The sequence below is a fragment of the Thiobacter subterraneus genome (assembly GCF_055379455.1).
Genome location: NZ_AP042402.1, coordinates 428,535 through 451,853 on the forward strand (window position 1 = coordinate 428,535; position 23,319 = coordinate 451,853).

17 protein-coding genes and 1 CRISPR repeat array are annotated in these 23,319 nt (G+C 66.7%); of the genes, 10 read left to right on the forward strand and 7 right to left on the reverse strand.

Translation table 11 applies throughout. The features are described from left to right. Positions 1–4: 4 nt before the first annotated feature. The 8 genes from cas7e to ACZ42P_RS02335 all read left to right on the forward strand — a co-directional run bounded on the left by cas7e (position 5) and on the right by ACZ42P_RS02335 (position 10,439). Entirely contained in the window at positions 5–1,138 is a 1,134-nt protein-coding gene (cas7e, locus tag ACZ42P_RS02300; RefSeq protein ID WP_464898490.1) for a type I-E CRISPR-associated protein Cas7/Cse4/CasC, read from the forward strand. Positions 1,139–1,141: 3 nt separating this feature from the next. Continuing rightward, positions 1,142–1,873, forward strand: a complete 732-nt coding sequence (cas5e, locus tag ACZ42P_RS02305; protein ID WP_464898491.1) for a type I-E CRISPR-associated protein Cas5/CasD — start codon at positions 1,142–1,144, stop codon at positions 1,871–1,873. Then, on the forward strand, positions 1,870–2,568 hold the full coding sequence (locus ACZ42P_RS02310) for a type I-E CRISPR-associated protein Cas6/Cse3/CasE (RefSeq protein ID WP_464898492.1): 699 nt from the start codon (positions 1,870–1,872) through the stop codon (positions 2,566–2,568). Before cas5e ends, ACZ42P_RS02310 begins: the two co-directional genes overlap by 4 nt. Continuing rightward, the gene (gene cas1e, locus ACZ42P_RS02315) at positions 2,565–3,464 is read left to right on the forward strand and encodes a type I-E CRISPR-associated endonuclease Cas1e (RefSeq protein ID WP_464898493.1); all 900 of its coding nucleotides are present in this window, start codon (positions 2,565–2,567) and stop codon (positions 3,462–3,464) included. Before ACZ42P_RS02310 ends, cas1e begins: the two co-directional genes overlap by 4 nt. Then, the gene (gene cas2e / locus ACZ42P_RS02320) at positions 3,436–3,792 is read left to right on the forward strand and encodes a type I-E CRISPR-associated endoribonuclease Cas2e (protein ID WP_464898494.1); all 357 of its coding nucleotides are present in this window, start codon (positions 3,436–3,438) and stop codon (positions 3,790–3,792) included. Before cas1e ends, cas2e begins: the two co-directional genes overlap by 29 nt. Positions 3,793–3,834: 42 nt before the next feature. Then, positions 3,835–8,438: a CRISPR direct-repeat array (repeat unit 28 nt; unit sequence GTCTCCCCCGCGCACGCGGGGATCGACC). Positions 8,439–8,730: 292 nt separating this feature from the next. Beyond that, positions 8,731–9,264, forward strand: coding sequence for an HD domain-containing protein (locus ACZ42P_RS02325; RefSeq protein ID WP_464898495.1), 534 nt, complete (start codon positions 8,731–8,733; stop codon positions 9,262–9,264). Between the two features lie 178 nt (positions 9,265–9,442). Next, positions 9,443–9,970: a hypothetical protein gene (locus tag ACZ42P_RS02330; RefSeq protein WP_464898496.1), complete on the forward strand. Its 528-nt coding sequence runs from the start codon at positions 9,443–9,445 to the stop codon at positions 9,968–9,970. Then, positions 9,963–10,439 carry a hypothetical protein gene (locus tag ACZ42P_RS02335; protein ID WP_464898497.1) on the forward strand — a complete coding sequence of 159 codons (477 nt, stop codon included), beginning with the start codon at positions 9,963–9,965 and terminating at the stop codon, positions 10,437–10,439. Before ACZ42P_RS02330 ends, ACZ42P_RS02335 begins: the two co-directional genes overlap by 8 nt. A 48-nt stretch (positions 10,440–10,487) precedes the next feature. On the opposite strand, the gene metK is transcribed toward ACZ42P_RS02335, so the two are convergent. From metK to ACZ42P_RS02355, 4 genes are all read right to left on the reverse strand, one after another. Then, positions 10,488–11,660 carry a methionine adenosyltransferase gene (gene metK, locus ACZ42P_RS02340; protein ID WP_464898498.1) on the reverse strand — a complete coding sequence of 391 codons (1,173 nt, stop codon included), beginning with the start codon at positions 11,658–11,660 and terminating at the stop codon, positions 10,488–10,490. Between the two features lie 103 nt (positions 11,661–11,763). Further along, positions 11,764–12,315 (reverse strand): DUF3293 domain-containing protein, encoded by a 552-nt coding sequence (locus tag ACZ42P_RS02345; RefSeq protein ID WP_464898499.1) that lies wholly within the window; start codon positions 12,313–12,315, stop codon positions 11,764–11,766. A gap of 245 nt (positions 12,316–12,560) precedes the next feature. Continuing rightward, positions 12,561–13,546, reverse strand: a protein-coding gene (locus ACZ42P_RS02350; RefSeq protein ID WP_464898500.1) for an IS630 family transposase whose coding sequence is annotated in 2 segments (ribosomal slippage) — positions 12,561–13,075 and positions 13,075–13,546 — 987 coding nt in all. Because the reading frame shifts where the segments join, the coding sequence is not laid out codon by codon here. 184 nt (positions 13,547–13,730) lie between these two features. Further along, a complete protein-coding gene (locus ACZ42P_RS02355) occupies positions 13,731–15,950 on the reverse strand; it encodes a RelA/SpoT family protein (RefSeq protein WP_464898501.1) in 2,220 nt (739 codons plus the stop codon). A gap of 70 nt (positions 15,951–16,020) precedes the next feature. Between ACZ42P_RS02355 and ACZ42P_RS02360 the strand changes: the two genes are divergently transcribed. Next, on the forward strand, positions 16,021–17,286 hold the full coding sequence (locus ACZ42P_RS02360; protein WP_464898502.1) for a phosphate/phosphite/phosphonate ABC transporter substrate-binding protein: 1,266 nt from the start codon (positions 16,021–16,023) through the stop codon (positions 17,284–17,286). A gap of 7 nt (positions 17,287–17,293) precedes the next feature. Here ACZ42P_RS02360 and typA read toward each other — a convergent pair whose 3' ends face one another. Further along, entirely contained in the window at positions 17,294–19,117 is a 1,824-nt protein-coding gene (typA, locus tag ACZ42P_RS02365) for a translational GTPase TypA (RefSeq protein ID WP_464898503.1), read from the reverse strand. Positions 19,118–19,262: 145 nt separating this feature from the next. On the opposite strand from typA, the gene ACZ42P_RS02370 reads away from it, so the two are divergent. After that, positions 19,263–20,834 (forward strand): bifunctional aminoglycoside phosphotransferase/ATP-binding protein, encoded by a 1,572-nt coding sequence (locus ACZ42P_RS02370; protein ID WP_464898504.1) that lies wholly within the window; start codon positions 19,263–19,265, stop codon positions 20,832–20,834. On the opposite strand, the gene ACZ42P_RS02375 is transcribed toward ACZ42P_RS02370, so the two are convergent. Both ACZ42P_RS02375 and ACZ42P_RS02380 read right to left on the reverse strand, forming a co-directional pair. Next, positions 20,831–22,141: a vWA domain-containing protein gene (locus ACZ42P_RS02375; protein ID WP_464898505.1), complete on the reverse strand. Its 1,311-nt coding sequence runs from the start codon at positions 22,139–22,141 to the stop codon at positions 20,831–20,833. The two genes, ACZ42P_RS02370 and ACZ42P_RS02375, sit on opposite strands and share 4 nt — an antisense overlap. Before the next feature lie 8 nt (positions 22,142–22,149). After that, entirely contained in the window at positions 22,150–23,199 is a 1,050-nt protein-coding gene (locus ACZ42P_RS02380; RefSeq protein ID WP_464898506.1) for an AAA family ATPase, read from the reverse strand. Positions 23,200–23,319: the final 120 nt, after the last annotated feature.

The window sequence follows — 23,319 nt, forward strand, 5'->3', positions numbered from 1 at the left end:
AACCATGTTCCTGCAAATCCATACCCTCACCAGCTATCCCGCAAGCCTCTTAAACCGCGACGACGCGAACCTTGCCAAGCGCATTCCCTTTGGCAACACCATCCGTCTACGGGTGTCGTCCCAGTGCCTCAAGCGCCACTGGCGGGAGGACATGACGGCACGACTGCCCGATCTGCCTGACGGGCAGCGTACCCGCTCCTTCTTCACGCGCACCGTTCTGCCGAGAGTTACCGCCGCCGGTGTCCCGGAAGAAGTGGCCAACGCGTTGATCGAGCCGCTCGCCAAGGCCGTCATCGAGGGGGGCGTCAAGGAAAATGGAGATCTTAACCAACCCGTGTTGTTTGGCCTGCGCGAAGCGGATTACTTGGCTCAGATGCTGGTCGAGGCGAGTCGCGAAGAAGACCCTGCCAAGGCGCTCGCGGAGCGCCTCAAGTCCAAGGAAGAAAAAGAAAACATCAAAGCCATGAGCAAGGCCGCGGCCGGGCTCACCGCCGCCCTCTTCGGCCGCATGGTCACCTCCGACGTGCTCGCCCGCGTCGATGCCCCCGTGCACGTCGCGCACGCCTTCACCGTGCATGCCGCCAACACCGAGATGGATTACTTCACGGTGGTCGATGATCTCAACCGCGAGGATGAAACAGGAGCGGCGCATGCCAACCAGACCGAGCTCGGGGCGGGTCTCTTTTACGGCTATGTGGCCATTGACGTACCGCTGCTTGTCGCCAACCTGACGGGCTGTGAGGCCAAGGCGTGGAAAAGCCAGGATGCCACGACTCCCCGGCGTGTGATCGAGGCGCTCATCACGAGCATTACCCAGCAAAGCCCCGGTGCCAAAAAAGGCAGCACCGCCCCCTATGCCTGGGCCGATCTCCTGCTTTTGGAGGTGGGCAGCACGCAGCCGCGCACGCTGGCCAATGCCTTCCTCGACGCGGTGCCCTGGAAGGACGCAAAGCAGGACCTGCGCGTCATGGCCATGCAGCGGCTTGCCGACTACCTGAACCGGCTCGACCAGATGTATGGCGGCCCGAATGGCTATCGCGGGCTGTCGACCACGCTCGACCCAGTCCCCGCGAAGCTGCCGGCACCCGCCACCGTCGCGGACAACCTCCGGGCGGCGCTGGATGCGGTGTGGAGCTGAGCCATGGATTGCCTGCTCCTGCGCTTTGATGCGCCCCTCATGAGTTTTGGCGGCGTGGTGGTCGATCAGATCAACCCCACCTGGCGCTTTCCCGGCAAATCGCTGCTCACGGGTCTGCTCGCCAACGCCCTCGGGTGGGATCACCGCGATACTGACAAACTCCAGGCTTTGCAAGATCGATTGCGTTTTGCTGCGCGCTGGGACGCCGAGCCCGAGCTGCTGACCGACTACCAGACGGTAGAACTCGGACACGAGTTTCTCCGGGGCACTGGATGGACAACACGAGGAAGGATCGAAGAGCGAACTGGCGATGTGGAGAATCAGATTCGGCAAAAAGGGAGATACACCCACGAACGCCTCCGCGACTACTGGGCCAACGGTGTTGCCACGGTCGCACTGGCGTTGGACGGCGAAGGCGAGCCAAACCTGGACGCGCTGGAAAACGCCCTGCGTGTCCCAGCACGGCCGCTCTTCATCGGCCGCAAGCCGTGTCTGCCGGCAGCCCCCATCCTGGTCGGACGCCGCCATGCCCAGGGTGTGCGGGCCGCGCTTGCGGCGGAACCCCTGGCCGACATCGGCCCACGCAAACGCCCCTACCCCATCCCCGCGCTTTGGCCTCTGGACGAGGGAACAGGCGCCAGCACGGAAGAGCGCTTTGATGCGCGTGACTGGCGTAACAACATCCACCTCGGCGCTGAACGCTATGCGGTAGGCATTTTGGAGCTCGTCCCATGAGCGGTCTTCATCTCATCCGTATCCCTGTCGATGCGCCGCGCCTGTTGCGTTTTGCCGCCGAGCACGGCATCGCCCAGGAAGACGAAACGCTGGGCTATACGCTGCATGCCTGGTTCGCCGCACTCTTCGGCGCGGCGGCGCCCAAACCCTTTCGCTATTTCGAGCGACGCCACGAAGTGCTCGGCTACACGATGCACCCCGCCACCGAGCTGCTCGAACGGGCGCAGGCCTTCGCGCCGCCCTTGGCCTGGGCGGCGCTCGATCTTGACGGCGTTGCGAGCAAACCGATGCCGGCAAGTTGGCGCCAAGGCCAGCGGCTGCATCTCAAGGTGCTCGTCTGCCCGGTATCGCGTAAGGATGGTGAGGAAAAGGACGTCTATCTGCGAGCCCTCGACCGCATGGGCGAAGCCGCCCCGCCGCGTGCCGAGGTCTATCGCGACTGGTTCCTGCGCCAGTGGGAGGGCGCCGCGCAACTCCAGGGCGTACGGCTTTTGGGCATGGGCGCACGCAGCCGGCTGCTGCGGCGCGATCACTCCTCGGACAGGCGCTTGCGCACCGTCGAACGGCCGCAGGCGCTCTTTGCCGCCGAGGCCGTCATCGCCGATCCGGCCCGCTTTGCCGAGCGGCTCGCCCGCGGCATCGGCCGGCACCGGGCTTTCGGATTTGGCATGGTCTTGCTCGCCCCGCCGCGATGAGCCCTAACCCTGGTCTGCTCCCGGGGCGGCTGGGGCTGGCGGCCTCCCGCATCCCCCATGCCGACCGGCATGGTCTGCTTTATCTCGAATATGGCAGGCTCTCGGTAGAGGATGGCACGTTGCGCTTCGTGGCGGCCAAAAGCGAAACGCTTGATGCCGGCGACTACGCCATTCCCTACCAGGCGGTCTCGATGATCCTGCTCGGGCCCGGGACGAGCATCACGCAGGACGTGCTGCGCCTGTGCGCCCGCCATGGCACCTTGATTGCCGCCGTGGGGGAGGGCGGAGTCAAAAGCTATACGGCGCCGCCCATGGGACAGGGGCGCTCCGATGTGGCACGCGCCCATGCCCAAGTTTGGGCCGACCCCCAAAAACGGCTCGACACCGCGCGGCGGCTCTATGCCTGGCGCCTGGGGCGCGTGCTGCCGCACCGGGACATCGAAACCCTGCGTGGCATCGAAGGCGCGCGCATCAAGGAAAGCTACCGGCTTCTGGCGCAGCGCTTCGGCATCGACTGGAACGGACGCCGCTACGACCGGGACAACCCCACCGCCGCCGATTTGCCCAACCAGGCCATCAACCACGCCGCGACCTTCGTCGAGGCCGCGGCCGACATCGCGGTTGCAGCCACCGGAGCCTTGCCGCCCCTGGGGTTCATCCACGAGGACTCGAGCAATGCCTTCACCCTCGACATTGCCGACCTGTGGCGCATCGAACTCACGGTACCGCTCGCCTTCGGGGCCGTGCGCGCCATGCGGGAGGGCAAGGCGGACAACCTCGAGCGCGAGGTGCGCAAGCGTGCAGCCGCCGAATTCCGGCGGCTCAAGCTCATCCCGAACATGATCGAGCGCATCAAGGAGCTGTTCGATGTCCATGACAGTGGTGGTGACGCGTAACGTATCGGCACGCGTGCGCGGCTTCCTCGCGTCTGTGATGCTCGAGCTGGCCCCGGGCGTCTATAGCGCCCCCCGAATCAACCCGGCCGTCCGTGAGCGTATCTGGAGCGTGCTCGAGGACTGGTTTCCCAACGAGAACGATGCTTCGATCGTGCTCGTGTGGGAGGAACGCGCCATGCCGGGAGGGCAAGCGGTTCGGGTGCTGGGGGCGCCACCCGTGCAACTGCTGGAGCTCGACGGGCTCATCGTCGCGCGACGCCCCGTGACGGCAACGCCTGAGCCAACAGGGCCGGATGGCCCAAGCAAGAATAAGGCCAGCGATCTTTAAAAATCTGGTTTATCCTTGGCGGGCGAGCAGTTAGTCGCAAGAGTCTCCCCCGCGCACGCGGGGATCGACCCCTGAGCCTGCTGGATAACAACAATGTTGTGCGGTCTCCCCCGCGCACGCGGGGATCGACCCTGAAGATCGTCGAGATTTGCATTTTCGACGTGGTCTCCCCCGCGCACGCGGGGATCGACCTCGCGTTTGTGGACGAAGACCAAAGAATCCGATGTCTCCCCCGCGCACGCGGGGATCGACCTGTACATGGTTGCCGCTGTACCGGCCGCAGAAGGTCTCCCCCGCGCACGCGGGGATCGACCTCGTGAGGCTCTTACTGCCCCGCACGTGGATGAGTCTCCCCCGCGCACGCGGGGATCGACCCCCAGTCGCGGCCGTCACAGTCGGGCTCACACCAGTCTCCCCCGCGCACGCGGGGATCGACCCTGACGGGCCTCCTTGTCGGTCATGCCGATTTCGTCTCCCCCGCGCACGCGGGGATCGACCCTACCTGGACGTGCTGCTCTATTCCGGCACGCTGTCTCCCCCGCGCACGCGGGGATCGACCCTACGTGGTGGCGAGCCGCGCCACCGGCGCCGTGTCTCCCCCGCGCACGCGGGGATCGACCCGCCAAGAGCTTTGACGAGCTCAAGGGCAAAGGGTCTCCCCCGCGCACGCGGGGATCGACCTTTGCGGCGTCAACGGAATCTGGCTCGCGACCGGTCTCCCCCGCGCACGCGGGGATCGACCCTTGGAAAGGGCCGGCGTCACGCCGGTGACGGCGTCTCCCCCGCGCACGCGGGGATCGACCTCAGCGCGGCGCCTGCGCAGACTGCTGCCTGGCGTCTCCCCCGCGCACGCGGGGATCGACCCCGCCACGTGCTGGGGCAGCGCGCGGAAGCGGAGTCTCCCCCGCGCACGCGGGGATCGACCGTTCACCATCAACGGCATTACGCCGCTGCTCACGTCTCCCCCGCGCACGCGGGGATCGACCCCTTGCGCGAAGCGGTCGAGACATCCAATGTTCGTCTCCCCCGCGCACGCGGGGATCGACCCACCGCGCGGCTCGCTGCCGCTGCCGCTGCCGTGTCTCCCCCGCGCACGCGGGGATCGACCTTTCGATGCCCCACCAGCGCTGGTAGGGCGTCTGTCTCCCCCGCGCACGCGGGGATCGACCCGCCCGGGTGGGCGCGGCCAAGATGGGCTTTTTGTCTCCCCCGCGCACGCGGGGATCGACCACCTTGATCGTGCCGAAGGTGGCGTCCAGCTCAGTCTCCCCCGCGCACGCGGGGATCGACCCGGCCGGGTGTGGGCCGCGCCGGCGCAGATCGGGTCTCCCCCGCGCACGCGGGGATCGACCCACCATGACTGGCGAAGTATCCGTAGCACCTGCGTCTCCCCCGCGCACGCGGGGATCGACCCCACAGGCCGATGGCAGCTTGACCCAGTGGACTGTCTCCCCCGCGCACGCGGGGATCGACCTGCTCATCGACGCGCCATGCCCGCCATCCTTGCGTCTCCCCCGCGCACGCGGGGATCGACCTGAGCTGCGCGCGCGGGAATTCGGCGGCGCGCCGTCTCCCCCGCGCACGCGGGGATCGACCTTGGGAGAAATACCGCCCGGCATCGCCGCCCTCGTCTCCCCCGCGCACGCGGGGATCGACCGCTCGTTGGCCGTGACCTCTTTCTGCGCCTGCGGTCTCCCCCGCGCACGCGGGGATCGACCCAAAAGATCGCCCTGCTCAATGCGCGTTTCAGCGTCTCCCCCGCGCACGCGGGGATCGACCCGGGCTTGTCGGTGTGCTTGCCTCCGCCGTCACGTCTCCCCCGCGCACGCGGGGATCGACCTAGAGCTGGCCCTGTTCGGAACCGCGGCGATATGTCTCCCCCGCGCACGCGGGGATCGACCCGGTCTCAGTGTTAAAGAGGCCGCGGCCCTGTCGTCTCCCCCGCGCACGCGGGGATCGACCCCAATCTGCTCTGGGGCCTGCATCAGACACCATGTCTCCCCCGCGCACGCGGGGATCGACCCCGATCTATAGACGGCAGACGCAATGCCGGCTCGTCTCCCCCGCGCACGCGGGGATCGACCTCGTCATACCGCAAATTGACATTGTGCGCCTGCGTCTCCCCCGCGCACGCGGGGATCGACCCCACGACAGCCGTTTCGAGACTTACCTTGCGTCGTCTCCCCCGCGCACGCGGGGATCGACCCGTTTTATGGTCCGGATAAATTGCCAAGCATATGTCTCCCCCGCGCACGCGGGGATCGACCCTGTTGCGCCATCGCGTGGTCGAGCATCTCAAGGTCTCCCCCGCGCACGCGGGGATCGACCCGAAGAGGAGTCCCTAAAGGTTAAGGCTATCCTGTCTCCCCCGCGCACGCGGGGATCGACCTCGCGTCGATTTTTTCTTGACCGTTCCAAACGCGTCTCCCCCGCGCACGCGGGGATCGACCTTTAAATCGGTAGACGCCAGCGCGGTTGCCGCCGTCTCCCCCGCGCACGCGGGGATCGACCCCTGAAATGAAAAACCCTTTGAAAACCGGTTATGTCTCCCCCGCGCACGCGGGGATCGACCCCTAAAATGGGCTGTAAATGATCCTAATGATAAGTCTCCCCCGCGCACGCGGGGATCGACCCTTATCAGGCTTGGGCATGAGCTGGATATGACGGTCTCCCCCGCGCACGCGGGGATCGACCTTTTGCACGCCCAGGACAGGGCGGCGGTGTTAGGTCTCCCCCGCGCACGCGGGGATCGACCCTGCATCATCTGATCGTTTTGACGGCGTGCAGCGTCTCCCCCGCGCACGCGGGGATCGACCGCTCTCCGCTCATGGCGTCAGCCCTGAGTCGGCGTCTCCCCCGCGCACGCGGGGATCGACCCAAAGACGATCTATGAAAAGGGTGGTTCGTCAAGTCTCCCCCGCGCACGCGGGGATCGACCTCTGCCAGTCTATGGGCTGGCGTATCATGCTGAGTCTCCCCCGCGCACGCGGGGATCGACCGCAAGCTGTTCATTTTTTCATGAGAACAGAAGCGTCTCCCCCGCGCACGCGGGGATCGACCCTCAATGCGCCGCCACACCGATTTTGAGAGAGAGTCTCCCCCGCGCACGCGGGGATCGACCGTTGCATCAGGCTTTGTAGTGGTCGACTGTCCAGTCTCCCCCGCGCACGCGGGGATCGACCTCCGCGCCACCGGGCGGGACGCCCACAACATCCGTCTCCCCCGCGCACGCGGGGATCGACCTGCCATATACGGACGAAGCTTTTTCAGCGCAGCGTCTCCCCCGCGCACGCGGGGATCGACCCCCTCGCCGCGGCGGCGGTAAAAAGATACCTGCGTCTCCCCCGCGCACGCGGGGATCGACCTCAGCATCGCCCCCTCTTCACCGGACAGTCTGGGTCTCCCCCGCGCACGCGGGGATCGACCTTACCACTACCGATGATTAGCCAATTTTCAGGCGTCTCCCCCGCGCACGCGGGGATCGACCTGAGAATTTTGACCCGGAGAATCCTCAGCATGTGTCTCCCCCGCGCACGCGGGGATCGACCCGCGCCCATTGACTTGTGTCATGCCGGTGGCAAGTCTCCCCCGCGCACGCGGGGATCGACCCACCTCCTCCGCAAGGGCGCTTCGACCAAAGCGGTCTCCCCCGCGCACGCGGGGATCGACCCGAGACGGCCTACCGCGTCACGCTCGCGGAGCAGTCTCCCCCGCGCACGCGGGGATCGACCCTCAGAGGAGGTGTACCGCTGGCTGCTCAAGTGGTCTCCCCCGCGCACGCGGGGATCGACCTGATCGGCGGTGGTGCCCTTTTGTCTGACGCCGGTCTCCCCCGCGCACGCGGGGATCGACCCGCTGCTGAGCTTGTCGCGTTTCGTAGTCTTGCGTCTCCCCCGCGCACGCGGGGATCGACCCGCCGCCCCGGTACTGGATGACCTCATCCGGCAGTCTCCCCCGCGCACGCGGGGATCGACCTCAGCATTAAAAATAGAGCCATGAAGTTTCGCTGTCTCCCCCGCGCACGCGGGGATCGACCTGAGAATTTTGACCCGGAGAATCCTCAGCATGTGTCTCCCCCGCGCACGCGGGGATCGACCCGGTGAGGTCTCGCTTCTGCACTTCGACCGGGAGTCTCCCCCGCGCACGCGGGGATCGACCTCAAAGTATGCCGTATTGGGCAACAAACGCGAGGTCTCCCCCGCGCACGCGGGGATCGACCCGCCCCGGGCGGACGGGGTTGGAGAGAGACAATGTCTCCCCCGCGCACGCGGGGATCGACCGCTCGACCAGGAGGCGCGGCGTTGCGCCGCGCTGTCTCCCCCGCGCACGCGGGGATCGACCCGACTGGCGTCTGACATTCACCATCGCCTACGAGTCTCCCCCGCGCACGCGGGGATCGACCTTGTCCGAGCCGGTGCCGCCGGCGTCAATGATGGTCTCCCCCGCGCACGCGGGGATCGACCCGTACTCATCGCCGTCGACCAACTGCTGTGGGTGTCTCCCCCGCGCACGCGGGGATCGACCAGTACTGTGCCGTTCAGCACTTCGAGCTCAACGGTCTCCCCCGCGCACGCGGGGATCGACCCTATGTTTCCGTTCTGACGGGCGGTCCTGGCGTGTCTCCCCCGCGCACGCGGGGATCGACCCAAACGAAATCGTCGCGGCCTGCCAGGCCGCGCCTCGCCGGTACGATCACTCCTCACCCATCACCCCGAGTGCCAAAGGTGCTGGACGAATACAAAGGGATTGACAACAAGCGATGTCTTTGTCTATCGTTAGCGAAACAGCGCCGATTTGATATTCAGCTTGCGGGCGCTCTACAAGTGCTGCTAAAGCGAGGCTTGGGAAGAAGCCCCCTTTGGCGTGAGCAGTCGAAGCGGGGCTTTTTCTTTTGCCCGTTGCAGCCTGCTCATGCCCCGTAAGAAAGGGAGTGACTGGATGAACGAAGACGTGATACTCCTTGCGCGGGCGCTTGACTTCGCCGCGCGCAAGCACGTGGATCAGCGGCGCAAAGGGCTGGCGGCAGAGCCTTACGTCAACCATCTCGCCGAGGTGGCCCGGCTGCTGGCCGAAGCGACGTGTGGAACGGATGTCAACCTGGTCTGCGCGGGGCTGCTTCATGACACGATCGAAGATCAGGGCGTGCGGCGCGACGACCTTGCCATCGCTTTCAACGAGGACATCGCGGCGCTGGTCGAGGAGGTGACCGATGACAAGAGTCTGGAGAAACAGGAGCGCAAGCGGCTCGCAGTAGAAAAGGTCGGCGCCATGAGCGCGCGGGCGCGGCTTCTCAAGCTTGCGGACCTGACGAGCAACCTGCGTTCCCTGGCGGGAAGTCCGCCGCGGGAATGGCCTCCGGAGCGGCGGCGCACCTACTTCGACTGGGCGCGCGAGGTGGCCGCCGGCTGCCGGGGCCTGAATTCCCATCTGGATGCGGCCTTCGACGAGGCCTGGCAGCGCGGCGTCTACTGAAGCATCGGAGGCTGCCACAGCCAGAACCAGACAAACCTTTCGGGACTTCGGTCCCGTCGCCGAGTTAATCGACAACTTGCGGGGCGACTCACCAAGTACCGCTAAAGCGTCGCTGATGGCCTCCATCCTCCCCGGGCCCGGCTTCGCTTGGCTGGTTGGGGAGGCAAGGAGGCATCACATGAGTGAAACCACATCCCAGGGAAATGACAGCCCGGTCGTACGCCGGGGCCCCTATCCCTACATCATCGTCCGCATCTATGCTTCGGTGTTCCAGCGGGAACCCGTGGCGGTGCGCTGGGGGCCACCCGCGGCCCACGTAGGCTACCGAAAGAGCTTTGTACAGCACCCGCGGCCTCGGGGACCCAATGGGCTCACGCCGGAGGCGCGCTGGCTGCTCATCCGGGCCACACTGGAGGCAGTCAAGCGCACGGGCTTCCGGATGTGTGTCGTGTGGGGACCCGAAAGTTGCAGCTATTGCGAACGCGACGGAAGCGTCAATCACTCGTCTGATCCGCCGAGCGGCGGCATAGGCGGCGCCGACGGCGGCCAGCCGATGGGCGCTGTGCTCGCGCGCGCCATGGGGATCGATGTCACGAACGTTCCCCGCGAGCGTCTGGAGGTCCGTTACGAATTCGATGCGGTACCAACCGCCCCCCGCTCTGACGGCCAATCGCCCCGTCCGGAAGGAGATGTCTTCTATGTTTGAGGACTTCCACACAAAATGGCTCACTGATCCGCGGATGCTGGCGCGCCTCACCGTGCGCGAGCGGGGCATCATTGAAGGCCGGCTGCCATGCAACGATTTGGAGCCGGAGGAATGGTTCTGGAACGAGATTCTCCTGCATGGGGAAACGGTCCTCACCGTGTCATGGGACGGACACATGCCCGGTCATAGTGGGGCGGTCTGGTACCGCTGCTGGCGGGGGATCTTCTACGGGAGCTGTTCCGATATGGATCCGGAGGGCCCCTACGACACTCTTGACGAGGCAATGCAGCGCTACGGCGCCGAGCTCTACGAGGCCTACGATGTCTACTGTGACGTCCTTCCCGAGGACGAGCTCATTGCGCTGGTGACACGTCACCTCGCCCGCGATGCGCATGGGGTTGCCATCAACGACAAGACCTACGTGGTCCGAAACGGCGTGCTCGTGCCGGAAGAAACCAAGCCCGCGTGAGCCTGAGAACTGCCCGCCGGCGCCCCTAGCGCCGGCGGGCCACCCCTGTCAGGCGGCGCGGCTCTCGGTCGGCAGGTGCCCGGCCTCCCAAGGCAGCGCGAGGTCATCCCGTCCGAAGTGGCCGTAGGCGGCCGTGGGATAGTAGATGGGGCGCATCAGGTCGAGCCCGTGGATGATGCCAGCCGGGGTCAGATCGTATTCGGTGGCCAGGGTCTCGGCCATCTCGCGGTTGCGCGCCGCACTTGCGCCCTCCGCGTGGACCAGGAAGCTCACGGGTTCCGCTACGCCGATGGCGTAGGCGATCTGTACGAGGCAGCGCCGGGCCCATCCGCGCGCCACCACCTGCCGCGCCAGAAAGCGTGCCATGTAGGCCCCGGAACGGTCCAGCTTGGACGGGTCCTTGCCCGAAAAGGCGCCACCGCCATGGGGCGCCGCGCCTCCGTAGGTGTCGACGATGATCTTGCGCCCGGTGAGCCCCGTATCGCCCTTGGGCCCGCCAATGACAAAGCGGCCGGTCGGGTTGATCAGCTCGCGGTATCCGCTGCTGCGCAGTGCCAGTGGGATCACGGCATCGATGATCTCACGACGTACTGCCTCGCGGACCGTTTCGATATCGACATCCTCGGCATGCTGGGTGGAGAAAACGACGGCCTCCACGGCCACCGGCTGACCATCCTCATAGCGGAAGGTCACCTGCGACTTCGCATCGGGTCCCAGCCATGGCAGGCGGCCAGACCGGCGCAGCTCGGCCTGGCGCCGCACCAGCCGATGGGCATGGACGATGGGCGCAGGCATAAGCTGCGGTGTCTCGTCGCAGGCATAACCAAACATCAGCCCCTGGTCGCCGGCACCGAGGATGCCGTCTGCCCGGTCCACTCCCTGGCTGATGTCGGCAGACTGGCCATTGAACCGCACCTGGATCTCGCACCGTTCCGGGTCGATGCCGGTGCCACTGTTACGGTATCCTGCGTCGCGCAGTACACCGGCAACGATCGGCACCACCCGTTCGCGTACCGCCCGGAACACCTCCGGCTCACGGGTGCGGAACTCGCCGGCCACCACCACACACTGGTCGGCTAGCAGGGTCTCGCACGCCACACGGGCGGCGGGCTCGCGTTCCAGGAACGCATCGAGTACCGCGTCGGAAATGCGGTCGGCGAGTTTGTCAGGGTGGCCTTCGGAGACCGATTCCGAGGAAAACAGGCCTTCTTGCAGGAACATTGCACGACTCCTCTTTAGCCGCGTTTGACGACATGTCGGGGCCGGCAAGCTGGATCAAATCCCCCCGGTCCTTCGCCCAGCGGGCAGGCGGACCACTCCTTGGTCAACGAAGCAGAATCAGGCGGGGCACGGCATCTCCGCCGCTCCAGATAATGGCATTCTGTCCTGTTTCACGCCCAAGCGTTGACGCATCTTCCAGCGAAAGACCGAGTACGAGATAGCCTGGCTCGGCAGGCCAGCCATTCGACGGATGCCGGCCGAGTCCTTCCAGGCAGCGGTATCCCGCGCGTGCCAGCCGTGTGCCCAGTTCCGCGTGCAGGCGGGCGTTCTCGACGGGATCCAACAGATGGCTGCCAGGATTGCAGGCCGTGACGAAAGCACTGCAGTCCGTGCCAAATTCCCGGTGAAGCCTCGCGAGCTCCGCGCTGGGGTGGTCCACGTACAGCGTGAAGGGCACTGCCTCCTGTACGTGGTAATGCGTGGCCCGGTATGCCTCGAGAAGACCCGGGTCGATCCCCCGGTTGTCAGCTTTCGACTCGCTGTGCATTTTCAATTGGTGCCAGCCAGAGTCAAGCGGGGGTTCCCCCATCGCGAGCCGTGAATGGTTTCCGGGCAAATCTTCCGCAACCGCCTGCAGACCCGCGACGCCCGTCACAACCGTTTTTCATCTCCGCCTTGCACCAGCCTGAAACGCCTGTAATCGCTCAGAATTATACGCAATGCATAAAACCAGAGTCGTGTACTTGCGTCCGGTTCCGTTGATTCGCGCTGTTTTTGCAATCCCGCCATCTTTCGCCAGATGAACGTTTGACGGACCAGCCTGTGCACCTTCAGCCCCCGGAAGCCCGTCGGATTTATTGAGTGTTACATAAGTAGATGACATCATATCGGCAGCTCGGCCTATTTCCAGAAAGCGGCGACCAGTTGCGGGCGGCGCTGCATGGATTTGAGCCGGCGCCGGGCGAAGTCGGAGACCTCATGGAGTTGCGCGGCGCACAGGTTGGCGATCTCCCGGTTCTTGAGATAGCCCCAGATGTACTCGACCGGATTGAGTTCCGGCGCGTAGGCCGGCAGGTAGTCAAGGACGATACGGTCGCCCTGGGACTCGACGAATTCGCGCACCAGTCGGCTCTTGTGGGCCTTGAGGCCGTCCCAGACGATCAGCAGCTTGCCCTTGATCTGGCGCGTGAGCGCGCTCAAAAACTCGACCAGCTGTGGGCTCTTGATGCTGCCGGGGAAGAGCCGGAAGTAGAAGTTCCAGAAGGTCACGCCGGCAATGGCGGAGAGCTGCTGCCAGGTGAAGCTGTATTGCAGCACCGGCGTTTGCCCCTTGGGTGCCCAGGTGCGCACCCGGGTAGGCCGTTCGCTCAATCCCGATTCGTCGATGAAGACGATGGTGCGCCCCTCGCGGCGGGCTTTTTTTTGAGCAGGGGCCAGCGCCTGGCCTTCCACTCGGCGATGGCGGTCTCGTCGCGCTGCAGCGCGCGCTTCTCCGGTTTCTGGCAGGAGAACCCCAGTTCCCGCAACAGACGCATGACATGGACGTTGCTGTATGAGGGTCCGAATTCGCGGGCAATGAGTTTGCCCACACGGGCCAGTGTCCACAACTCCGTGGGGAAGCCGTTGGCAACCGCCCCTTTGATCAGCAGCTTCGCCAGCTTCCGCTTGTCGGCATCTGTCAGTCCGCCCGGCCTGCCCAAAGGACGCCAGCGCCAGGCTTGCGGGTCGTCTGCCAACCGCCTGGCCCACGTCGAGGCGGTCTGCCGGCTCACCCCGAGCCTGCGCGCCACTTCCGCCTGCGCAATGCCACGCTTGAGCATGCGCATGCCGCGTCGCCGCCGTGCTTCCATCTCCTGCAAATTCCGTTTGTATCGCTTGGTCGCCATAGCTCCTCCTCGAATCATGCCTGATTCGAGTAACGCACGACCACCTCAAACGGTTGTCATCCATTATGGTAATTCTCAATAGTCCACACACCGCTCACTGGAGCGACGCTTCGGGTAAGACGCGTAATTCACGGCCTGCAAGGACTTTCATGGTCACTGAAGGTTTCCGAACGCATGCAGATATTCAGATCCCACCGCCCTGCCCCGTCCGCCGCGCAAGGCGCACGCCGCGCACGGCCGAAAGAGCCGCGAGCAGGCGCTGTAGCTGCTCCAGATCGCGCACTTCGACGGTGAGGCGCAGGTCGGTGAGCCCGCCGCCCGTGACCGCATTGACGGCGAGGGGGTTCATCTTCTCGGCCGCGAGCACCGCCAGCAGATCGCGCAGGAGGCCGGGCCGGTCATCGCCGCGCACCAGCAGGTCCACCGGATGCAGGCTGTCCGCCCCCGCCGCCCAGCTCGCCGCCAGCAGGCGCGCGCCACGCTCCGGCCCAAGGCCGCGCACGTTGGGGCAGTCCTGGCGGTGGACCACCGCGCCCCGCGCGCGTGTGAGATAGGCCACGATGGGATCCGGCGGCACCGGCCGGCAGCACTTGCCATAGCTCACGGGCAGGCTGCCCACCCCTTCGACCAGCACGTCGCCGCGCGCAGCGCGCGCCGGCGCACGGCGCGCGGAAGGCGCCGGCGCAGCTTCCCGCGCCGGCGCGGGTACGAGACTGCGGATGGCCTGTTCCAGCTGCACCTGCCGGTATTCGCCCCGGCCCAGGGCGACGAGGAAGTCCTCCAGCCGCCCATGGCCGAATTTCTGGGCAAGCTTTTCCTGATTGAGGCCGCTCACCCCGAGCCGGGTGAGTTCCTTCTCCAGGAGCTCCCTGCCCTGGGCCAGATGGGCATCGTGGTCCTGGGCATGGAACCACTGGCGCACCTTGGCCCGGGCGCGCGAGGTGGCCAGATAGTCACCGGACAGCCAGTCGCGCGAAGGCGCGCCCTGCCTGGCGGTGAGAATCTCCACGCGCTGGGCGTTCTTGAGCTTGTAATTGAGCGGCACGATGTGCCCGTCCACCTTGGCGCCCCGGCAGCGGTGGCCGAGATCCGTGTGCACAGCGTAGGCGAAGTCGAGGGGTGTGGCGCCCTGGGGCAGGTCGATCACCTTGCCCTGGGGGGTGAGCACATAGACACGGTCCCGGAACAGTTCGGTCTTGAACTGCTGCACCCATTCCCCGGCATCGCCGCCGCTGGCGGCCACCTCGTCGCGCCAGGCGAGCAGCTGGCGCAGCCAGGCGATCTTTTCGTCGAAGCCATGGCTTGCCTTCACCCCTTCCTTGTAACGCCAGTGGGCCGCTACCCCGAACTCGGCGTGACGGTGCATCTCGTGGGTGCGGATCTGCACTTCCAGCGCCTTGCCCTCGGGCCCGATCACGGCCGTGTGCAGGGAGCGGTAGTCGTTGGCCTTGGGGTGGGCGATGTAGTCGTCGAATTCACCCGGAATGGGCTGCCACAGGCCGTGCACGATGCCGAGCACGGTGTAGCAGTCCCTGACGTCGTTGACCAGCACCCGCACTGCGCGCACGTCATAGACCTGCTCGAAATCCAGGTGCTTGAGCTTCATCTTGCGCCAGATGCTGTAGATGTGCTTGGGCCGGCCGGTGACCTCGGCCTGGATGCCGGCGCGGGCGAGTTCTTCGCGCAGCCGTTCGATGACGCGGGCAATGTATTGCTCGCGGTCCAGCCGCCGCTCGTCCAGCAGGCGCGCCATGCGCCTGTAGAGCTCGGGCTCCAGGATGCGCAGGGCGAGATCCTCCAGCTCCCACTTGAGCTGCCAGATGCCCAGCCGGTTGGCGAGGGGCGCGAAGATTTCCTGGGCCTCACGGGCCACCTGCTGGCGCGCGGGGTGCTCGCTTTTCACCAGCTCGCGCAGCAGCTGCACCTGCTCGGCCAGGATGATGAGCACCACCCGGATGTCCTCGGCCATGGCCAGCAGCATCTTGCGCAGGGACTCGGCCTGGTTCACGGGTTCGCCGCGCCCGGTCTCGAGGCTGAGCACGCCCCGGTGTACCTGGTCCATGCGCCCCACGCCCTGCACCAGGCGCAGGATGTCGTCACCGAGTTGTGCCGCCAGAGTTTCCGGCGCCAGCCCCGCATCCAGCACATGGGCCAGCAGCGCGGCGGCCACGGCCTGGTAGTCGAGCTGCAGATCGGCGATCGCCCCGGCCACCGCCAGCGCGTGCAGGAACAGGGGCTCGCCCTGGGGCGTGCGCCGCTCTCCGTAGGCCTGCCGGGCGAGATCGAAGGCGGTTGCCAGGGCCGCGCGGGCGGACTCGTCGTAGGCGGCGGCATGGGTGGCAAGCCAGTCTTCCCGTGTGGGAAGCGGCGCGCCGGGAGCCGGGGTACGGGCAGTGGAAACCATGGCCGGATTATGAAGGAAACGCCCGGCGCCCTGTGCTAGACTCGGGCGCCCAAGGTCTTTCTGCCCCGCCATGGCCCCTGTCCGCCGCCTGCTCGCCGCCGTCTGCCTGGCGCTGTCCGGTCTGCTCGTGATGGTGCAGGCCGCCCAGGCCGCGGACCGGCTGGTACGCATCGGGGTGCTGGCCCATCGCGGCAAGGAGGAGGCGATCCGTGTCTGGACGCCCACGGCCCATTATCTCTCCAGCGAGATTCCGGGCCACACCTTCGTCATCGTGCCCCTCACCAACGACGACATCGGTGCCGCGGTGGAATACCGCGACGTGGAATTCGTGCTCACCAATCCCGGCTCCTACGCGGAGCTGGAGTTTCTCTACGGCATCACGCGCATCGCCACCCTCAAGAGCCGCACGCCCCACGGGGGCCTGAGCCGCTTTGGCGCCGTGATCTTCACCCGTGCCGACCGGCGGGACATCCGTACCCTGGCCGATCTCAGGGGCAGGCGTTTCATGGCCGTGCATCCCAACGCCTTTGGCGGCTGGTGGCTGGCCTGGCGCGAGTTCAAACGCCAGGGCATCGATCCGGCGCGGGACCTGGGGGCGCTCGTCTTCTCCGGTTTCCCCCAGGACGAGATCGTGTTCGCGGTGCGCGATGGCAGGGTGGATGCCGGCACGGTGAGAACCGGCCTGCTGGAGAGTCTGGCGCTGGAAGGCAAGATCAGTCTGCGGGATTTCCATGTCCTCAACCTGCGCCCCGTGGAGAATTTCCCCTATGCCCTGAGCACGGAGCTGTATCCGGACTGGGCCTTCGCCGTGGTGCGCCACACCCCGGACGATCTGGCCCAGCAGGTGGCCATCGCGCTTTTGAAAATGCGCCCCGATCACCCCGCCGCCCAGGCCGCGGGTTATCACGAATGGACGGTGCCCCTCGACTACCACAACGTGCATCAACTCATGATGGAACTGGGCGTGGGGCCGTATCGCCACTACGGACGGCCCGATTACCGCGAGCTCGCCCGCCGCTACTGGGGCTGGCTGGCGGGCGCGGCCCTGTTGCTGCTGGGACTGGCGGCCGGCTACGGCTATACCCTGCGCATGAATCGCCGGTTGCGCGCCATTCGGCGCGAGCTGGAAGCCGAGATCGCCCGCCGCCAGGCGTTCGAACAGGCGCTGCAGCAGGCGCGCGACGAGCTGGAGCGGCGCGTCGCCGAGCGCACGGCGGAGCTCGCGAAGATCAACGAGGAGCTGGAGTCGCGCGTGGCCCATCGCACCGCGCAGCTGCTGGCCGCCATGCAGAAGCTGGAGGCAGGGCTGCGCGCGCCGCGCAACGGCCGGCAGTAGGCAGGGCTTACGCCACGTTTTCCAGCCGCGCCGCGCGCCGGCGTTCGTGTTCCTGCAGGTGGCGCTTGCGCAGCCGGATCGACTTGGGCGTGATTTCCACCAGCTCGTCGTCCTCGATGAATTCCACCGCCGACTCCAGTGTCAGCCGAATGGGCGGAGTGAGGCGCACCGCCTCGTCGCTGCCCGAGGCGCGGATGTTGGTGAGCTTCTTGCCCTTGATGGGGTTCACCACCAGGTCGTTGTCCCGGCTGTGAATGCCGATGATCATGCCCTCGTAGAGCTTGTCGCCGGGGCTTATGAACATGCGGCCGCGATCCTCCAGGTTCCACAGGGCATAGGCCACGGCCTCGCCGTTCTCCTGGCTGATCAGCACGCCGTTGCGGCGGCCGGGAATGTCCGGCTTCACCGGGCCGTAGTCGTCGAACACATGGGCCATGATGCCGGTGCCGCGGGTGAGGGTCATGAACTCGGACTGGAAGCCGATCAGCCCGCGGGCGGGAATGCGGTATTCCAGCCGGACGCGGCCGTTGCCGTCCGGCTGCATGTCCAGCAGGTCGCCCCGGCGCCGGCCCAGTTCCTCCATCACCGCCCCCTGGTGGGCTTCCTCCACGTCCACCGTGAGCAGCTCATAGGGCTCGCATTTCACCCCGTCGATCTCCTTCATCACCACCCGCGGCTTGCCCACGGCCAGCTCATAGCCCTCACGCCGCATGTTTTCGAGCAGGATGGTGAGGTGCAGCTCACCCCGGCCGGAGACCAGGAACACATCGGCATCCGCCGTATCCTCCACGCGCAGGGCGACGTTGGTGAGCAGCTCCTTTTGCAGCCGCTCGCGAATCTGGCGGCTGGTGACGAACTTGCCTTCGGTGCCCGCCAGGGGCGAGGTGTTGACCTGGAAGGTCATGGTGAGGGTGGGTTCGTCCACCTGCAGCAGCGGCAGCGGGCGGGGGTCGTCGCGGTCGGTGACGGTAACGCCGATGCCGATCTCCTCGATGCCGGTGATGAGGACGATGTCGCCGGCCTCGGCCTCTTCCACCGGCACCCGCTCCAGCCCGCGGAAGCCGAACACCTGGTTGACGCGCCCGTTCTTCACCTCGCCGCCGGGACCGGCCACCACGGCCACCTGCTGGCCCGGACGGATGCGCCCGTTGGCGATGCGGCCGATGCCCATGCGGCCCACGAAGGACGAGTAGTCCAGCGCCGCGATCTGCAATTGCAGCGGTGCATCGGAGTCGCCCTTCGGCGGCTCCACGTGACGCAGCACGGTGTCGAACAGGGGGCGCATGTCGGAGGACGGTTGCCGCAGGTCGAGGGTGGCCCAGCCATTGAGGGCGGAGGCATAAACCACCGGGAAATCCAGCTGCTCCTCGCTGGCGCCGAGGCGGTCGAACAGATCGAAGGTCTGGTTCACCACCCAGTCCGGACGGGCGCCGGGGCGATCCACCTTGTTCACTACCACGATGGGCTTAAGGCCCAGGGCGAGCGCCTTTTTGGTGACGAAGCGCGTCTGGGGCATGGGGCCTTCCACCGCGTCCACCAGCAGCAGCACGCCGTCCACCATGCCCAGCACGCGCTCCACCTCGCCGCCAAAATCGGCATGGCCCGGGGTGTCCACGATGTTGATGTGCGTCCCCTGGTAGTCCACCGCGGTGTTCTTGGCGAGGATGGTGATGCCCCGCTCCCGCTCCAGGTCGTTACTGTCCAGCACCCGTTCCCCCACCTGCTGGTGGGCGGCGAAGGTACCGGCCTGGTGCAGCAGCTTGTCCACCAGGGTGGTCTTGCCGTGGTCCACGTGGGCGATGATGGCGATGTTGCGAAGGGCGCGGGGCATGGGCGAACCTGACTTTCCGAAGACTGCCAAAAAGGCGGGCGATTCTAACACAGACAGCCTGCGACCCCGGCTGCCGGGAAAAATTCCCCCATCGTGCCGGGTTTTCGCTAATGTTGAAAAATCCGCAGCCTCACCGAAGCCCCCCATGCCGGACGCCGCCCGTCTGCACCAGATCCTGGTGCATGCCCTGCTCGACCCGCGCCGCTATCCCCACCCGGTGGAGCGCGTGGAACGGGTCGAGACGCACATTTCCAGCGTCCTGCTGGCCGGGGAGTTCGCCTACAAGATCAAGAAGCCCTACGACCTGGGTTTCCTCGACTTCACCACCCTCGCCGCCCGCCGCCATTACTGCGAGGAGGAGCTGCGCCTGAACCGCCGCTTCTCCCCCGAGCTCTATCTGGAGGTGGTGCCCATCACCGGCAGCCACGAGGCGCCGCGCCTGGGCGGCGACGGCCCGGTCATCGAATACGCCCTCAAGATGAAACGCTTCCCGCCCGGCTCGCTGCTGCCGGAGGTGATGGCCCGCGGCGCGCTCACGGAAGGCGAGATCGACACCCTGGCGCGGGACGTGGCCGCCCTGCATGAACGCATCGCCGTGGCCGCGCCGGACACGCCCTGGGGCACGCCCGCCGCCCTGGCGGCCCAGGCGCGCCAGAACGTGGAGCAAATCCGGCCGCTGCTCGCCAGCGACGCCCAGCGGGAGGCCTTGCAGGCCCTGGCGCGCTGGACGGAGGCGGAATTCGCCCGGCTCAAGCCCCTGTTCCTGCAGCGCAAACAGGAAGGCTTCGTGCGCGAATGCCACGGTGACATGCACACCGGCAACATGGTGGTGATCGACGGCAGGATCCGGCTGTTCGACTGTATCGAGTTCAACGAATCCTTCCGCTGGATCGACGTCATGAGCGAGGTGGCCTTCCTGGTCATGGATCTGGCAAGCCGGGGCCACCCGGAGCTAGGCTGGCGTTTCCTCAACGTCTATCTGGAGGAAACCGGCGACTACCCGGGGCTGCGCCTGCTGCGCTACTACCTGGTGTTCCGCGCAGTGGTGCGGGCCAAGGTCGCCGCCTTCGAAGCGGCCCAGCCGGGCATGGAGGAACACGCGCGTCTGGAAGCCTGGAGCCGCTATGCCCACTACATGGCGCTGGCGCGCAGTTTCCAGGTGGCCAGGCCGGTGCTGCTCATCGTCATGCACGGGCTGTCGGGTTCGGGCAAGAGCACGCTGGCGGCGCAGCTGGCCGGCAGGCTTAACGCCATTCGCATCCGTTCCGACGTGGAACGCAAACGTCTGTTCGGCCTCAAGCCCCTGGAACGCAGCACGGGTCAGGACATCTACACCGCGGAAGCCACCCGCCGCACCTACGCACGCCTGCACGAACTGGCGCCCCTCGTCCTGGAGGCAGGCTTCAGCTGCATCCTGGATGCGACCTATCTCAAGAGAAGCGAGCGGGAGGCGGCACGCGCCGCGGCGCAGGGCCATGCCTGCGTGATCCTCGCCTGCGACGCGGCGCCGAAGACCCTGGAGGCGCGCGTGGCGGCGCGCCACGCGGCGGGGACGGATGCGGCGGAAGCCGATCTGCGCGTGCTGGCCCTGCAGCGCCAATGGGTGGAGCCGCCAGCTGCCGACGAGCCCGTGCTCACGGTGGCAACGGATGCCGGGGTCGATCTCGACGGCCTGGTGGCGCGCCTGCGCGCCCGGGCCGAAGCAACGCGCCTTTAGTTGAGCTGGATGCGCTGGCCCCAGGGCACCGGCGCCTTGCCCTTCACCAGCCAGATGACGGGATAGGGAGGCTCCAGGGTCGGGAACTCGCCCTCCGCGTCCGTGAAATAGACCAGCACGTCCGGCCGGATCTGTTCCCGCTCCAGCCACTCAAACACCGGCCGGAAGTCGGTGCCGCCGCCCCCGGTGAGATTGCGCGGCAGCGTGAGCGGCTCCCACACCTCGTAGAGCCAGGGACCGTTCTCGCACAGCCGGTCGTCGCAGGCATGGAGCGTGACGCGGGCGCGGATCTGGCCCTTGATCACGTCCACCTCGGAAAGGAATTCCCGCAGCTCCTCATCGTCGATGGAGCCGCTGGTGTCCAGCACCACCACCACGTCGATCATGCTGGAGGCGAGGCTGGGCATGATGGCGTCGCCCTCGCGCCGGGAAGGCTTCTGAAAGCTGTAGTCGTCGCGCGCCGCGGTCTTGAGATAGCGCGCGAGGAGCATGCGCCAGGGCAGCTGCGGCTGGAGCAGATTGTCCACCATGCGCGCCAGCATCTTGGACAGCTTGCCCGCCATGGCCGCCTGCTGAGCGGCGGCGGCCAGCCGCTGCTGCCACTGCCGGCCCAGTTCCTCCTTTTCCGTCTCGCTGAGGCCCTCGATCTGGGGCTGGCTGCCGGCAGCCTGCTGCTGCTTCGCCGCCTGGCCCGGTGAGTCCCCCTGGCGCTGGTCGGGCGGCGGTTCCTCGCCGCTGGCCTGCCCCGCGCCCCTGCCCGCGTCCTGCTGCGACTCGCCCCGGTCGGAGGCAGACTGCTGGTCGGGACGGCTTTGCGAGCCGCTGCCGGACTCGCTGTCGTAGAGGTGACTGTCGAGGGTCTCCTCGTTGGGGTCGGGCGGAATCAGGGGATAGATCTCCTCCGCCGTGAGCCCGTGATATTCGGGATTCATGAGGGCGCCGGGCGGCGGCTGCAAACCTTCTTCCCACAGGATGAGGTTCACCGCGTGGTCGCAGGCCACGTCCCAGCGCTTGAGCTCGCGATGATGGCGCCGTGCGAAATGGGCGAGCGCGCAGTGCATGGCCTCGTGGGCCAGCATGAACTGGGTCTGGGCCAGACTCAGGTGACGGATGAAGCTGGGGTTGTAGTAGAAGTGCCGGGCATCGGTGCCGGTGGAGCGGCACACGGAGGGATCCACGGGCTTCAGTTCCAGGTGCATGACCAGCGCACCCAGGAAGGGCTTCTCCAGGATGAGGCGGGTGCGCGCCGCCGAGAGCTTGGTCTGGAGCGCCTCCAGGTCCGGCACCTCGGGCAGGGGGGAGGACATGGCCGATCCTACTTGAGATCGTAGAGCATGAGATCCGTGATGCTGTTCGCCCACTCGGCAAACTCCGGCACCGCAAAGAGCGGCTTGCCCACCGCGCGGTGCAGGTCGGTGACCAGCATCACGCCCATTTCCCGCTGGGGAAAGCGGCGCGCGTATTTCAGGACGTTGCCCAGCACCCGGTTGGCCTCCGGCGTGCCCTTGGCCAGCACGGCGCGGCGCACCAGCGCAGCCGCCACGCCGTATTGCAGATCGATGCCATTGGGCACGTGGCTGTCCTGGCCATTGACGATCGCATCGATGTCCGGCAGCTGGTCCATGCTGTCGATGAAGGCCTTCACCTCCACCCCCGCCGCCGGTCCCACGCAGGCTTCCAGCGTGTCCCGCAGCAAATCCGGCATGTGGCCGAATTTCTTCACCGCGCGATGGGCGAACTCCCAGGAGCGCGGCGAGGGAAAGGCGATGGGATTGTGCGCCGGATCGAAACGGAACAGCAGATCGGGACGGAAACGCAGGAAACCGATGATGCGCTCGTCGATCTGGTTGGCGTGGGCCCAGGCGACCCAGTCATCCAGATGGGCCTCCATTTCGTAATGGGTGAAGCGGTTGGCCAGCGGCGCGGGCATGGTGTAGGTCACGCCCCGGTCGCCCTGGCGGTTGCCCGCAGCGAAGATCGCCCAGCCGTCCGGGATCTGGTATTCGCCGAGACGCCGGTCCAGGATCAGCTGGTAGGCCGCGGTGGACACCGTGGGCGGCGCGGAGGTGATCTCGTCCAGGAACAGGATGCCCGCGGGCCCGTGGCGCTTCGCATCCGGCAGCATGGCGGGCACCGCCCATTCCACGTAGTCGTCCTTTCGGAAGGGAATGCCGCGCAGGTCGGTGGGCTCCATCTGGGACAGACGGATGTCGATCAGGGGCACGCCATGCTTTTTGGCGATCTGGGCGATGATCTGGGACTTGCCCACGCCGGGCGGGCCCCACAACATGACCGGGGTGTGCTGCCCGCTGAGCGTGGCTTGAAATTCCTGATCGAGAATGGCGGCAATGTGGGCGGGACGCATCGATACTCCAGCTTGAACGAAAGGCACGCGGCAGCCTGCGCGCGCTCGTGAATTTTAACCGCAATCCCCTGTCGATTGCGGAAAGCCCCTACACCATGTCCCGGAATTTTGCTACTTTGG

Bases quoted from the DNA above. Each gene is read 5' to 3' on its own strand.
- ACZ42P_RS02375 (WP_464898505.1), bottom strand. From the start codon at position 22,141: ATGTCCTCCCCCCTGCCCGAGGTGCCGGACCTGGAGGCGCTCCAGACC.
- ACZ42P_RS02335 (WP_464898497.1), top strand. From the start codon at position 9,963: ATGTTTGAGGACTTCCACACAAAATGGCTCACTGATCCGCGGATGCTG.
- cas7e (WP_464898490.1), top strand. From the start codon at position 5: ATGTTCCTGCAAATCCATACCCTCACCAGCTATCCCGCAAGCCTCTTA.
- ACZ42P_RS02355 (WP_464898501.1), bottom strand. From the start codon at position 15,950: ATGGTTTCCACTGCCCGTACCCCGGCTCCCGGCGCGCCGCTTCCCACA.
- metK (WP_464898498.1), bottom strand. From the start codon at position 11,660: ATGTTCCTGCAAGAAGGCCTGTTTTCCTCGGAATCGGTCTCCGAAGGC.
- cas2e (WP_464898494.1), top strand. From the start codon at position 3,436: ATGTCCATGACAGTGGTGGTGACGCGTAACGTATCGGCACGCGTGCGC.
- typA (WP_464898503.1), bottom strand. From the start codon at position 19,117: ATGCCCCGCGCCCTTCGCAACATCGCCATCATCGCCCACGTGGACCAC.
- ACZ42P_RS02380 (WP_464898506.1), bottom strand. From the start codon at position 23,199: ATGCGTCCCGCCCACATTGCCGCCATTCTCGATCAGGAATTTCAAGCC.
- ACZ42P_RS02370 (WP_464898504.1), top strand. From the start codon at position 19,263: ATGCCGGACGCCGCCCGTCTGCACCAGATCCTGGTGCATGCCCTGCTC.
- ACZ42P_RS02360 (WP_464898502.1), top strand. From the start codon at position 16,021: ATGGCCCCTGTCCGCCGCCTGCTCGCCGCCGTCTGCCTGGCGCTGTCC.
- ACZ42P_RS02330 (WP_464898496.1), top strand. From the start codon at position 9,443: ATGAGTGAAACCACATCCCAGGGAAATGACAGCCCGGTCGTACGCCGG.
- ACZ42P_RS02310 (WP_464898492.1), top strand. From the start codon at position 1,870: ATGAGCGGTCTTCATCTCATCCGTATCCCTGTCGATGCGCCGCGCCTG.
- ACZ42P_RS02325 (WP_464898495.1), top strand. From the start codon at position 8,731: ATGAACGAAGACGTGATACTCCTTGCGCGGGCGCTTGACTTCGCCGCG.
- cas5e (WP_464898491.1), top strand. From the start codon at position 1,142: ATGGATTGCCTGCTCCTGCGCTTTGATGCGCCCCTCATGAGTTTTGGC.
- cas1e (WP_464898493.1), top strand. From the start codon at position 2,565: ATGAGCCCTAACCCTGGTCTGCTCCCGGGGCGGCTGGGGCTGGCGGCC.